Below are 12,341 nucleotides of genomic sequence, written 5' to 3'. Positions count from 1 at the left end.
TCTGTTGTAGGTGGGTGCTTTAGCCCCGCGATGGCTTTGTGATATTCCATGGCCTAAAGACCATGCTACGGATTTCTGTTGTTTAACCCAACAATTGGCCTATAAAAAAAACTAATAACGGTTGCATTTGAATGGAAATGTTATACTATAACGTCCCGGTTTTAATAGGGTAAGATTTAAACTTGATCTTATATCCTGCATTTAATGTAAAACTGAATTAAATAAGCATAACGTGAGAGGTTTAGTTAGCGCCATGGCAACATCTGAAAATAAATCAGTAATGGATAGAGTAGGGATCTGGACGTCCAGTATCTGTGCTTTGCATTGTTTGCTGTTGCCTATTCTCATTCCGCTTGTGCCCTTTGTCAGCGCGAGCTTTTTTGCTCAAGATTGGTTTGAAAAAACGATTCTGACCTTATCGATGATAGTAGGTTTCTGGGCCCTTCTTTTCGGGTTCTATCGATACCACAGACAATTATATCCAATATACAGCTTGCTCTTAGGTGGCTTAATTTATTGGAACAAAGATATGTTTGGTGAGGCTTATGAACCATTTACTATTGGTTTGGGAGCGCTACTGATCGTTGCAGCACATGTTGCCAATATTCGTTTGTGCAAAAGCTGCGATACTTGTCACGATTGTGAGTCTAGTCAACAGCCGAATCAGTAAGAGCTAATCTGGCATTGAGTGGATTATTGCAAAATACTGCGTCCACTCCCCATTTTTGCAATTGTAATAAGTCTTCAGGCTGATCAACGGTATAAACACCCATTTTAAGTCCTCTTCGTTTCGCATCGTAAACAAAATTTTTGTCTACAAATGTCACATCAGCATTAACAAACTCAGCGCCTAAGTTTTCAGCAAATGCAGCGTAGTCAACTGGCTTATTTGCAGTTAATGCGCCTATTCTTGAAGTAGGTGAAATCGTTTTAATGGCTTTTAGTAAATGATGATCAAATGACGAATACAAAATATTTGAGCATGGAATAGATAAGGTTATACAGGCTTGCTGAACGTATTTTAGGAGCAAAGGAACATCCCTAACGCCCTTCAATTCAATGTTGATTTGACAGGATTGACCGATACATTCTAGCGCTTCAAATAGGGTCGGTACTGTTTCTCCTTCTCCTGCATCTAATTTTCTGATTTGCTCAAGTAATAATGAATCTATATTACCAATGCCATTGGTAGTGCGATGAAGCCAGCGATCATGAATTAAAATAAATTCGTTTTGATGTTGGAATACATCAAATTCAATGCCATCGGCTTGCTGGGAAATTGCCGTTTTAAGAGCAAGTAAGGTGTTTTCTGGTGCCAGCGCACTGGCACCACGGTGAGCGTATATAAACACGTAAAATCCATTAATCGCTAGCCTAATAAAAGGAACTATTTGCGATGCAGTTTTTGGGCGTTTACAGTCTCGTAGATTGCTGCAGAAATTACCAGTGTTCCACCGAGAAAAGTTTGCCAGTTAGGTTTTTCATCAAGCACGATAATGGCCAGAATCACGCCATAAAAAGGCTGCATACAGGCTACCAACGCAAAGGTTTTAACCCGTAGATGTTTTAAGCTAGTCGCAATCAAGGCATGGGGTAGGGCGGTTAAAAATATACCTAGCACCACTAACCACATATAGGTTTCACTACTGGCCGTGAAAAAGTCGTCGGAAACAAAAAATAACAGGCTAATTAATATCACTAACGTCTGGTAAGCCATTGCGTGGGAGCCAGAGTAGTGAGAAAAATACTTTCGATGGCATAAGTTTCTAAGTGCGTAAAGTACCGCAGAAAGCATGCCTATAAGAATTCCTAAGGTTACGTCATTTTTTAAAGAAATTTCAGGAACGATCAGGAAAATACCAATAAATACCACGATTGCGCTGACAACGTCCTGCCAAACTAAACGAATTCCTTCAAAGAACGGCTCTAACAAAACCGCGATAACGGGGAAGGTGAAAAGTGCAATCATACCAACTGACACTGACGAGTACTGCATGGCTGCAAAATACGTTACCCAATGCGCTGACATCAACAAACCAAGGGCTATGGCAACCCAATAATCCTTAATATTATTAAGGCGCAAGCTAGCCCCTGAGAGCTTGACTAACAATGCCAACACGATACAAGCAACCAATGAACGCCCAAATGTAATATCGGTAGCGGACAGAGGAATAATTTTAGACATTAATGCCGTGGCACCTAACAATATTACGGTTAGGTGCAAAGACCATAGGCTTCGTTTTACTGGATGCATGAATCTTAGTCTTTTAGCGTGGCGAAAACTTCACCTAGTCGTGTTGTGTCACCGTTGGACTGACCGTTGAACTCGATCATTTCCGGTTCAAAACAGGCAACAATAGTAGAGCCCAGTTTGAACAGTCCCATTTCCTCGCCTTTGGCCAAAGTAATGGTATTTTCGCTATCTTTGGGATAACGCCAATGTTGAACATTTTTCCCTGCAGGGGGAGTTACCGTACCAGCCCAAATTGTTTCGATACTGGCAACTATAGTTGCACCTACCAATACAATGGCGAACTTACCGTGCTCAGACTCAAATACGCATACAACACGCTCATTGCGGGCAAATAGTCCTGGTACGTTTTCGGTGGTGAGAGGGTTTACTGAAAACAGCTCTCCGGGTACATAAATCATATCCGTCAGTACACCGTCCATAGGCATATGGATACGATGGTAATCTTTCGGTGATAGATAAATGGTCGCGAATTTTCCACCTTGAAAAGGTGCAGCAATATCTGGATTACCACCTAAAAGAGTAGTCAGACTGTAATTATGACCTTTGGCTTGGAAAATGGTATCAAAATCAATGTCGCCCAATTGACTTACTGTGCCGTCTACTGACATCGCTAATTGCTTAGGATCATCACAAATTGGGCGCACACCTTCTTTTAATTCTCGGGTAAAAAATTCATTAAATGTGCGGTAGTGGTCAGGCTCTGAAAATTTAGCCTCTGACATGTCAACGTTATATTGTTTAATAAACAACTTAATCAATGCGGTGGTTAATCCACCTACTTCACTAGCTGCCAGCTTACCCACTAGTCTGGATAGCAAGTGTTTAGGCAATATGTATTGTAACTTAATTTTGAACCAACTGATCAAGACCGGAGCCTCCGTAATTTCGACCAAGTTATTGTATCGTATATTGTAATTTTAGTCTGAGAATGAGTCGGTCTAACTCATGCCATTTTGATGGGGAGTAGAAAAACGCCCCATTTTTAGGGGCGTAGAAGCCTATTGTGGAAACAAAAGATTACATTTAAGTTGGAATTGCGCGGTTTGGTCTGTTGTCTTCCATTGAAGATAATATCTTATGGTAACTGTCATATCGTTGCTGAGATATTTCGCCATTTAACGCTGCCTGCTTAATGATACAACCCGGATCATCTAAATGCTTACAGTCTCGAAATTTACAGCCACCAATATAATCTCTAAATTCAATGAATCCTGAGGTCACTTTTTCTACAGGCAGATGCCAAAGAGCGAATTCCCTGACGCCCGGCGAATCAATAAGATCTCCGCCTCCTGGAAAGTGTAACATTTTAGCCGCAGTGGTCGTATGTTGGCCTAAACCTGAATTGTCTGAGATGTCGCCAATAGCCTCATCTGCATCAGGGAGCAATTGATTGACGATACTCGATTTACCCACTCCTGATTGACCTACAAATACGCTAATTTTGTCTGATAAAATGTGTTTAAGTTGTTCTATACCTTCACCGGTTTTACAACTGGTAAGTAACACTTGGTAGCCTATATCTCTGTATATTTGTAGTTCTTTATCAACGGCTAAACGTGCATCTTCATCTAGCATTTCAATTTTGTTTAACAGCAAAACAGGTTGAATCTGAACATCTTCAGATGCAACTAAGTAACGATCAATAATATTCAATGAAAGCGCCGGTAAAACTGAACTCACAATTATGATTTGGTCGATGTTGGCGGCAATTGGCTTAACACCATCATAAAAATCAGGTCGAGTGAGAACTGAAGTTCGGTCATGGACTAATTCAATGATGCCGCTCACCCCTTCATTGACATCTTTGCCGGGACGAAATTCAACTTTATCACCGCAAACCACACTGCCAATAGTGCGTCGCATGTAGCACTTGGTGATTTCCCCGGATTCATCTTGTACGTCAGCATGTTTACCAAAACGTCCAATAACGGTTCCATTTCGGCTATCAGCTAATTGTTCATCGTTTTGAAAAGACTCTTTGGTGGAAAGCCTTTTTTGACGGTTGGTAGAGACCTGTCGTTTTTGTTTTTTTGTTAACTTTGGTTTTTTTGCCACGTTTACTTTACTTAATTTGGCTCGTAAGACTCATACATGTTAACGTCAGCGCGTGAATTTTGATAATATTTTATTTGGCTTGGCTTATCGGCAAGCTAAATCCTGAAAGATACGCTTGGTGAGATAGATAGTTTAAAACTGTCGAATAGTTGAAGAAAAAACCAGTTGGCCCATTAATAAGGTTTGTTTTATGCCATTAAATAACGAAAATTTAGTTTGGATAGATCTTGAAATGACCGGACTTGAACCTGAAACCGATGTCATTTTAGAAATTGCTACTATTGTCACCGACAAAAACCTCAATGTTCTAGCAGAGGGGCCGGTTTTAGCGATTCATCAAAGCAATGAGATACTCGACAACATGGATGCTTGGTGTGTTGATGTGCACGGTAAGTCGGGCTTAACAGATCGTTGCAAAGCCAGCTCAATAGATGAGAAAGAGGCAGTAAAACAAACAATTGCATTTTTACAGCAATATGTTCCCAGTGGAGCTTCCCCATTATGCGGTAACACTATCGGGCAAGATCGTCGATTTCTTGTGAAATATATGCCAGACCTAGAAAACTATTTTCATTATCGCAGTATTGATGTCAGTACATTAAAAGAGCTAATTAAACGTTGGAAGCCTGAAGTTTTGGACGGATTCCATAAAAAAGGTACTCATCAAGCCTTAGATGATATTCGAGAGTCTATCGAGGAATTAGTTTATTACCGTCAGCATGTGTTCAATATATAAGCGTAATGATTATATTTTTAGCAATTAAAGCAACTTAACTAAATTAATTGAAAATAACACTTGATTCGTTAAATTATTTTTGTACAATGCGCACCCGGTTTAGGATGAACCGAAAGCAAAACGGCAAATCAGGAATTGCCAACCACCACCAAAATGCGGGAATAGCTCAGTTGGTAGAGCACGACCTTGCCAAGGTCGGGGTCGCGAGTTCGAGTCTCGTTTCCCGCTCCAATTTTCTAAATGAAATCTATCTATACATCTAAAGACAACTTTCCCAAACAGGGAATCTGTTATTACTTTACTCGTTCCTGATAACCATAACTTCACTGTTAACCGTTCTTCTTGAGCGTCGAAGTTCAGCGATTATTTTAGCTTGATACTCATTATAAAATAGCTCACACTCTCGTGGTCCAACCAGTAAGTGGAGAATACACCATGTCAGTTAAAAGCCCGTTAAAACAATTTGTCGATAAAGCCAATCAATACCCTCAATGGCTGAGTCAATTTCTGATGACAACTTTGTTCCGCTACAAAGTAAAGTTGGTGGGCACTGCTAAAATCGACATTGTTGAAACGGACGGGGTCTCTGCAACCTTAAAATTGAAAAATAGGCGCAAGGTTCGTAATCATATTGGCACTGTTCATGCGGCTGGTATGGCGTTGTTGGCTGAATCCGCCACCGGATTTGTGGTTGGTATCAATTTACCAGCAGATAAAATTCCGTTAATCAAAACGATGAACCTGAACTATGTCAAACGCTGTACCGGAGATATTACTGCTAAGGCGTGGCTGACTGAGGAACAAATTGAATTAATGCAACACCAGCCAAAAGGTGAAATTGCAGTGCAAGTTGTGATTACTGATGGAGCAGATATTGTTCCCCTTGAAGCTGAAATGATATGGGCCTGGGTGCCGAAAAAATAACCCTCCAATAGGCAAATCTGCCGTCCCGGCTCAAAAGGGATAATACAATGCTCAAAATCAGAACCAAATTGGGGCTTGGTATATAAATTATTTATCAACTTTCTTAGCCAACAAGTACGAATTTGAATAAGCGTTTTTTTCTATCCTCAATTTTTCCTTTTAGCCTCGTTTCAATAGTTCTTTTGGCCTATTTTATGCTAATGATTTATGCACCTTAATAGTTCATTAACCTCAACCCTGTAGCGGATCTGCGACGAATTTTACCCGACTTTAAATTGTCATCAAATTTTTATTGACACTAGGTCGTTTTGGTTTTATTTATCCACTTGAATAGACGCACCAATTTGTGTTTTTGTTGTGAATTGCAATAACCAATTTGGAACCAGTTTTTAAGATTGATTATTTTTTGTTTTTTGGGATGTCCATCATGGCAAATATTACAAGAGATTCTTTGACAAAACGCGTTTTCAGCGATGTGAAAAATTATCCTTACGGCTTTTCACGTTCTGGAGACTTTTCGATTAATGAGAGCAAGGCGTTAAGTCAATACGGTGCCTTATATGCTGCTTTAGTAGATGGTGTTATTTCACCTGAAACCGAAGAAGATCAGCACTTTATTGAATCGGCATTTGGAAAGGTAGAACCTGAAACTGTTTCGGAGCGTGCTTGGTTAAAATACCAAAAACGCATTAGTCGACCAAAACTGGGCAGTATCTACGGCAACAAGCCTTCTCATCTGAATGACGACGACGAAGACGCGTCAATAAATGACGATGTAGAGTTAGAAGTGGATATGGATTCCTAAAAGCGTGTAAATAAAATGTAAATTCATCCTATTTATGGCTATTTTAAGCTTGGTAATAGGATGCTCATCCTAAAAAAACGGTATATTGGGATATATATCTCACTTTATGCCGTTTTGCTGTTTTATCTTCCTAATCTGTCACGTATAGTCCCTCTATAAATCTAACAGTCACTAATTAATTACACAGGAGGATGTCTGGTGGAAATGATGTCAGGTGCAGCTATGGTAGTTCGCGCCCTTAAAGATTCTGGAGTTACGCATGTGTTCGGATACCCAGGTGGTGCCGTTCTCGACATTTATGATGCTTTGTATGCACAAGATGACGTCAAGCATGTACTCGTCCGCCACGAACAAGCCGCAGCCCATATGGCTGATGGTTATGCTCGCTCTACAGGAAAAACTGGTACTGTTTTAGTGACATCGGGACCCGGAGCAACCAATACAATTACCGGTATTGCCACTGCTTATATGGACTCAATTCCTATGGTTGTGTTGTCTGGTCAGGTGCCTTCAATGCACATAGGTGAAGATGCATTCCAAGAAACTGATATGGTGGGTTGTTCACGTCCAATCGTAAAGCATAGTTTTTTGGTTAAACGAGCAATCGATATTCCTATGGCCATCGCTAAAGCATACTACATCGCTAATACCGGCCGTCCAGGTCCTGTGGTTGTTGATTTACCAAAAGATTTAGTGAATGTGCTTGAATCTCATCCTTATGAATATCCTTCTGATGTGACTATGCGTTCTTACAACCCAACGTTGAAAGGACACAGTAAACAAATTAGAAAAACTGTTGATACTTTAGTTAGTGCAAAAAGACCTGTGCTTTATGTTGGTGGTGGTGCAATTACCTCTGAAGCCTCTGCATTAATTACTGAGTTGGCTGAGAAACTTAATGCCCCTGTAACTTCGACGTTAATGGGCTTGGGAGCGTTCTCAAGCGTACATGAGCAGTTCGTTGGCATGTTGGGTATGCATGGTACTCTTGAAGCTAATAAAACGATGCACAACGCCGATTGTATTTTTGCGTTAGGCGCACGCTTCGATGATCGTGTAACTAACAATGTGGAAAAATTCTGTCCCCATGCAACTATTATCCACGTTGACATCGATCCCGCGTCAATTTCTAAAACCGTTGCTGTGCACATACCTGTAGTCGGTTCCGTTGATAAGGTTGTTGAGCAAGTATTAAGTCAACTTAATAAAAAAGACTTATCAGGACAGAAACAAAAGCTTGCGGATTGGTGGAATCAAATTAATTCGTGGCGTGATCTTAAGTGCTTAGATTATCAGAAAAATGATGACGTCATTAAGCCACAGCAAGTTATCGAAGCATTGTATAAACATACAAACGGTGATGCATATGTGAGTTCTGATGTTGGTCAACACCAGATGTTTGCTGCGCTTTATTATCCTTTTGCAAAACCGAGAAGATGGATCAATTCAGGTGGTCTTGGCACCATGGGCTTTGGTTTGCCTGCCGCCATGGGTGTTCAAATGGCTAATCCTGAAGCCGTTTCCGTAGTGGTAACGGGTGACGGTAGTATTCAAATGAATATCCAAGAGTTATCTACTTGCTTGCAATATAACTTGCCAGTCAAAATTATTTCATTGAATAACCGCGCGTTAGGCATGGTAAGACAATGGCAAGATATGATTTATAAAGGTCGCCATTCTCATTCGTATATGGATTCTATGCCTGATTTCGTTAAATTGGCTGAAGCTTATGGCCATGTTGGCATTAAAGTTAATCATCCATCTGAGCTTGATGAAGCAATGGAGAAGTGTTTTGCCTTAAAAGATCGCTTGGTCTTTATGGATATAGCAATAGATCAGAATGAACATGTATATCCCATGCAAATCAAATACGGTGCTATGGATGAAATGAGATTAAGTAAAACGGAGCGTACCTGATGAGAAGAATTATCTCTGTATTGATGGAAAACGAACCAGGTTCATTATCACGCATTGTGGGCGTGTTTTCTCAACGTGGATATAACGTTGATTCACTGTGCGTAGCACCTACTACAGACTCAAGCCTTTCGCGTTTGACCATAGTGACCCACGGTGATGACAAAGTGATTGAGCAAATTACTAAACAGGTAAACAAGTTAATAGATGTACTAAAAGTTACTGATTTAACCGATGGAACCCATGTTGAACGTGAGTTGATGCTAATTAAAGTTGCCGCTAAAACGGATTTAGTGCGCTCTGAAGTGAACCGCACTGTTGATATTTTTCGCGCTCAAATAGTGGACACAGATGCAAAAAATTACACGATTCAAGTAACTGGAACGAGTGATAAATTGGATGCGTTTGCGCAAGCCATGTGGGCTCAGACTGAAGTTATTGAGTCTTCCAGAACTGGAGTTTGTGGTTTGGCTCGCGGTGAAAAGTCACTAAGAGTATAGATTGTAAAACAGTAAACTGTAGCTGGGACGCCCGTCCCAGTTACAGATTTAAGTCATTACCCAAAGCCTCTCGACCATTATTATCCATTTATGCAACTAGCCAATGCTATGGTTTAGGTCAATTCTATGGCCTAAAGACCATGCAACACCTGATTTATTTGGCGTCGCTTCCAGTCAAAATTACCGGCGCGCCACCAGTTGAAATGCGTGTTGCGTCACCCGCTACCTCTTGCATCTCGGCACTTTCCAATGTTTGCTGCAACACCTCTGCTGAAGGAAAGGGCATGGAAAACATTTGATAGAATGGGGATGGGTTTTGCGGTTGGGAATCAAATTTGGTTACAGTATAAGGTTTATGATCCGTGGGGATGTTCATTTTCTCATGAAGCAACGATATATGTGCTGGATAATCGCTCTCGAATTGAGCCACATCAGTTGGTTGAGGGTATAAAACAACTAATTTAACTTCTGACATAATGCATTTCCTTATTATTAATAGTTCTGCAACGGCATTGTTAACAGAACTCTAAACCATATCGCCTTAGGCTTTGGCAACACTAGAAACTTCGGCAATTAAGCCAACTAGAGGTTACGAATGCCTCAACTGAATCTCGAAAAGTTATTTATCATTGATTTTGCGCTTTTACTTTTGTATCACATAAAACCCTTAACTACTCGATAAAGTAAGTACCCCAACCATCGTAGTGTATATTATGTTTGTCAGCGATTTTTAGCAGTGTATCCGTATCTTTATTGATCAAATCAATATCTAGCATTCTTTCTACAACAGCATCAAAGCAGAATACGGTGCCACCATCGTCTAACATCAACTCTTCGGCATCACCCACTTCAAAACCCGCTTTGAAAGCATCTACAGCTGCTTTTTCGAGGACATCAAAATCAGAATGAGCAAAATGATATTCGATAGTGTGTGGCAATTCTGCATTGCTTCCGTCTTCAATTAAAGCTTCAACGGTTTCTTGATTAAATTCGTACCACTCTTCTTTTTGTTCTGCATTGCTCATTGGCTATCCTTCGTTGTTTATACTTTTGAGATAATCTATTTAACTTCGTCGATTTGTGCAACTTGATTGTCAAGTTCCGCAATCTTGATTTTCATCCGGTTATGGATTTCTTTGGCCCAAGTTTTGGCGTCATGTTGTTTATCCAAGATTACGGGCTCGCTCAAGTCAATAAGCAAAGTGCCATTATCCCATCGGTTCAACTGTATTTTTTGATGTAAATTACTCGTGCTTACCATCACGATAGGTTCGTTGACAGCTTGCGCAATTCTGAATGCTCCGGTTTTAAAACTTAATAGACCACGACCTCTACTTCGTGTCCCCTCGGGGAAAAAGAATACTGAAAGTTTGCGTTGATTAATTTTGTCTATTGTTTGCTTCAAAGTATCTTTAGCTCGTCCAGAATCTTTACGGTCAATCAAGATATTGCCAGATAACCAATACAACCAACCAAAAATGGGAATCAGTACTAGGCTTTTTTTGCCCACAGAAACAACGCCCTTTTGAGCGGAAAGACACACTGTGATGAGATCATAACTATTCTGATGGTTTGCAACAAAGACGAAAGGGCCACCATTTTTAACGCTGGTTGGCACATTGACCTTTACTTTCAAGCCTATCATGGGTGCAATAGCACCATATACCTTGCCAATAACATGCACGTTGTTACGATGAAATGGACGCACTAGGCACATCACAATCATTGCTAAACTTGCAAGTGTAAAATAGCACAAAATGAATATCACTCGTCCAATAGCTAACACGTGTACTCTCAAATAAAAAATGGGCGGTGAGTATACAATGTTTCTGATTAATACCAAATCTTAACCTAATCTAGTTATAAGCGACTTTTTCAGAAATTAACTCTGTTCACGGCAGTGTTTAATCAATAAAGTAGAGATATGCTGTGTAGATCGTGTTCAGATGGTCGATAACTATTAGTTATTATTGAACTTTGTGATATTGCTTGAGGTAAATCAAATTGATGCAAACCTTTACTCCAGAAGATCTTGATGATGATATCTTGAATGATCTCCTCGATGAAATTAATGAACTTTATGAGGCCAGTGAGCAAACTCTAATTGAATTGGAGCTGCGGCCAGAAGACAACGAGCTGCAACGTTCGCTCTTTCGCTCAGTGCACACTATCAAAGGGGATTTAGGCTTAGTTAACTTTAAACCTCTGTTGCCGTTGCTCCAACACGTTGAAGACCTGCTCGATTTTTTACGCAAAAACCAAGTTAGATATACCAGTACAATGAGTGATCTGGTTTTGCTAACCATGGACAGAGTTAAAATCTTCGTGGAAAGTTGCTTCGAAAAGGGTTTTGCTCAGTACGATCCAGAGCTGTATCGTCTGTTAGTTAATCATGTAGCGAAAATCACCCCGGAAAATTCTGCTTCTCATGAGCAACTGCTATCTGATGCGGTACTGTTACTCAATCCTGATTTAGACCACACGGCAGCAGATGTTATCGAAGAAGCTGCAGGTGAAACCACACCATCGCGGTCAGTCACATTGGCTAATACCGGTATTCCTAAAGGGTTAAGTAATGAAACCGATAGAGCGACGCTCTATGTATTGGGAAGGGCGCGGAGATCGCATTGCAAAGTTGGCTTTTTATATCAATAGCATTGCGGGTAATCCAATTGAGGAAGATCAGCTTGCCGTAGCCTGTTATGTGCACGATTTTGGAATGGCCTTTATGCCTCTTAGTATTTTACACAAAGAAGGTAAATTGACTGCCAATGAGTTTAATTTGGTGCGTTCACACGTGTATAAGAGCTCAAGATTATTAGAACATCTTGATCAATGGAATAGTGCACGAAAAATTGTGATGCAACATCACGAACGCATCGATGGAAGTGGCTACCCACTAGGTATTAAGGACAAAGATATCTGTGAAGGTGCAAGATTGTTAGCCATTTTAGATAGTTTTGATGCGATTACTCACAGTCGTGCTTACACTGGACATAATCAACAGCCTAAGAAAAGAGCAGTGGTTGAGATAAATAGAGCGGCGGAAGGTCAATATTGTAAAACTTGGCTTGGACATTTCAACCGAGGAATGGCAGTTTTACTTACCAAAGGATAATTTTGTTATAGAAGGATTTAGCAAGCTGGATTATT

At 40.3% G+C, this 12,341-nt stretch carries 13 protein-coding genes, 1 tRNA gene and 1 pseudogene; 8 read left to right on the top strand and 7 right to left on the bottom strand.

Features of this window, described 5'->3' with window-relative positions:
- The first annotated feature begins 253 nt into the window (after nucleotides 1-253).
- A complete protein-coding gene (locus tag ABWV72_RS10185; RefSeq protein WP_216048789.1) occupies nucleotides 254-670 on the top strand; it encodes a MerC domain-containing protein in 417 nt (138 codons plus the stop codon).
- On the opposite strand, the gene ABWV72_RS10180 is transcribed toward ABWV72_RS10185, so the two are convergent.
- The 4 genes from ABWV72_RS10180 to rsgA all read right to left on the bottom strand — a co-directional run bounded on the left by ABWV72_RS10180 (nucleotide 648) and on the right by rsgA (nucleotide 4,309).
- Nucleotides 648-1,352, bottom strand: coding sequence for a glycerophosphodiester phosphodiesterase (locus ABWV72_RS10180; RefSeq protein WP_216048788.1), 705 nt, complete (start codon nucleotides 1,350-1,352; stop codon nucleotides 648-650). The two genes, ABWV72_RS10185 and ABWV72_RS10180, sit on opposite strands and share 23 nt — an antisense overlap.
- 35 nt (nucleotides 1,353-1,387) lie before the next feature.
- Nucleotides 1,388-2,254 (bottom strand): DMT family transporter, encoded by an 867-nt coding sequence (locus tag ABWV72_RS10175; RefSeq protein WP_353370371.1) that lies wholly within the window; start codon nucleotides 2,252-2,254, stop codon nucleotides 1,388-1,390.
- A 5-nt stretch (nucleotides 2,255-2,259) separates the two neighbouring features.
- Nucleotides 2,260-3,120 carry an archaetidylserine decarboxylase gene (gene asd, locus ABWV72_RS10170; protein WP_353370369.1) on the bottom strand — a complete coding sequence of 287 codons (861 nt, stop codon included), beginning with the start codon at nucleotides 3,118-3,120 and terminating at the stop codon, nucleotides 2,260-2,262.
- Between the two features lie 157 nt (nucleotides 3,121-3,277).
- Nucleotides 3,278-4,309 carry a small ribosomal subunit biogenesis GTPase RsgA gene (gene rsgA / locus ABWV72_RS10165; protein ID WP_353370367.1) on the bottom strand — a complete coding sequence of 344 codons (1,032 nt, stop codon included), beginning with the start codon at nucleotides 4,307-4,309 and terminating at the stop codon, nucleotides 3,278-3,280.
- Nucleotides 4,310-4,499: 190 nt separating this feature from the next.
- Between rsgA and orn the strand changes: the two genes are divergently transcribed.
- The 6 genes from orn to ilvN all read left to right on the top strand — a co-directional run bounded on the left by orn (nucleotide 4,500) and on the right by ilvN (nucleotide 9,188).
- On the top strand, nucleotides 4,500-5,045 hold the full coding sequence (orn, locus tag ABWV72_RS10160) for an oligoribonuclease (protein ID WP_216048784.1): 546 nt from the start codon (nucleotides 4,500-4,502) through the stop codon (nucleotides 5,043-5,045).
- Between the two features lie 155 nt (nucleotides 5,046-5,200).
- Nucleotides 5,201-5,276, top strand: a tRNA-Gly gene (locus ABWV72_RS10155).
- A 204-nt stretch (nucleotides 5,277-5,480) separates the two neighbouring features.
- Nucleotides 5,481-5,969, top strand: a complete 489-nt coding sequence (locus tag ABWV72_RS10150; RefSeq protein WP_216048783.1) for a DUF4442 domain-containing protein — start codon at nucleotides 5,481-5,483, stop codon at nucleotides 5,967-5,969.
- Nucleotides 5,970-6,396: 427 nt separating this feature from the next.
- Nucleotides 6,397-6,774, top strand: coding sequence for a MaoP family protein (locus tag ABWV72_RS10145; protein WP_216048782.1), 378 nt, complete (start codon nucleotides 6,397-6,399; stop codon nucleotides 6,772-6,774).
- A gap of 198 nt (nucleotides 6,775-6,972) precedes the next feature.
- Nucleotides 6,973-8,691, top strand: a complete 1,719-nt coding sequence (locus ABWV72_RS10140; protein ID WP_216048781.1) for an acetolactate synthase 3 large subunit — start codon at nucleotides 6,973-6,975, stop codon at nucleotides 8,689-8,691.
- Complete coding sequence (gene ilvN / locus ABWV72_RS10135) at nucleotides 8,691-9,188, top strand: acetolactate synthase small subunit (RefSeq protein ID WP_216048780.1); 498 nt, start codon at nucleotides 8,691-8,693, stop codon at nucleotides 9,186-9,188. The genes ABWV72_RS10140 and ilvN overlap by 1 nt, the downstream gene beginning before the upstream one ends.
- 154 nt (nucleotides 9,189-9,342) lie before the next feature.
- Here ilvN and ABWV72_RS10130 read toward each other — a convergent pair whose 3' ends face one another.
- The 3 genes from ABWV72_RS10130 to ABWV72_RS10120 all read right to left on the bottom strand — a co-directional run bounded on the left by ABWV72_RS10130 (nucleotide 9,343) and on the right by ABWV72_RS10120 (nucleotide 10,974).
- Nucleotides 9,343-9,663: an EthD family reductase gene (locus tag ABWV72_RS10130; RefSeq protein WP_353370363.1), complete on the bottom strand. Its 321-nt coding sequence runs from the start codon at nucleotides 9,661-9,663 to the stop codon at nucleotides 9,343-9,345.
- 196 nt (nucleotides 9,664-9,859) lie between these two features.
- Nucleotides 9,860-10,213, bottom strand: a complete 354-nt coding sequence (gene rraB / locus ABWV72_RS10125) for a ribonuclease E inhibitor RraB (protein WP_216048778.1) — start codon at nucleotides 10,211-10,213, stop codon at nucleotides 9,860-9,862.
- Between the two features lie 35 nt (nucleotides 10,214-10,248).
- Nucleotides 10,249-10,974, bottom strand: a complete 726-nt coding sequence (locus ABWV72_RS10120) for a 1-acylglycerol-3-phosphate O-acyltransferase (RefSeq protein WP_216048777.1) — start codon at nucleotides 10,972-10,974, stop codon at nucleotides 10,249-10,251.
- 221 nt (nucleotides 10,975-11,195) lie between these two features.
- Here ABWV72_RS10120 and ABWV72_RS10115 point away from each other — a divergent pair.
- Nucleotides 11,196-12,306: pseudogene (locus ABWV72_RS10115) on the top strand (HD-GYP domain-containing protein).
- The last annotated feature ends 35 nt before the right edge of the window (nucleotides 12,307-12,341 follow it).

This window comes from Aliiglaciecola sp. NS0011-25, from assembly GCF_040370605.1.
Lineage (GTDB): Bacteria > Pseudomonadota > Gammaproteobacteria > Enterobacterales > Alteromonadaceae > Aliiglaciecola > Aliiglaciecola lipolytica_A.
Note: the sequence above shows the minus strand (reverse complement) of the source record. Positions and strands in the feature narration are given on the sequence as shown.

Excerpts from the sequence above, each read along its gene's own strand:
- ABWV72_RS10185 (WP_216048789.1), top strand. The coding sequence starts at position 254 with ATGGCAACATCTGAAAATAAATCAGTAATGGATAGAGTAGGGATCTGG.
- ABWV72_RS10175 (WP_353370371.1), bottom strand. The coding sequence starts at position 2,254 with ATGCATCCAGTAAAACGAAGCCTATGGTCTTTGCACCTAACCGTAATA.
- orn (WP_216048784.1), top strand. The coding sequence starts at position 4,500 with ATGCCATTAAATAACGAAAATTTAGTTTGGATAGATCTTGAAATGACC.
- ABWV72_RS10150 (WP_216048783.1), top strand. The coding sequence starts at position 5,481 with ATGTCAGTTAAAAGCCCGTTAAAACAATTTGTCGATAAAGCCAATCAA.
- ABWV72_RS10145 (WP_216048782.1), top strand. The coding sequence starts at position 6,397 with ATGGCAAATATTACAAGAGATTCTTTGACAAAACGCGTTTTCAGCGAT.
- ilvN (WP_216048780.1), top strand. The coding sequence starts at position 8,691 with ATGAGAAGAATTATCTCTGTATTGATGGAAAACGAACCAGGTTCATTA.
- ABWV72_RS10130 (WP_353370363.1), bottom strand. The coding sequence starts at position 9,663 with ATGTCAGAAGTTAAATTAGTTGTTTTATACCCTCAACCAACTGATGTG.
- rraB (WP_216048778.1), bottom strand. The coding sequence starts at position 10,213 with ATGAGCAATGCAGAACAAAAAGAAGAGTGGTACGAATTTAATCAAGAA.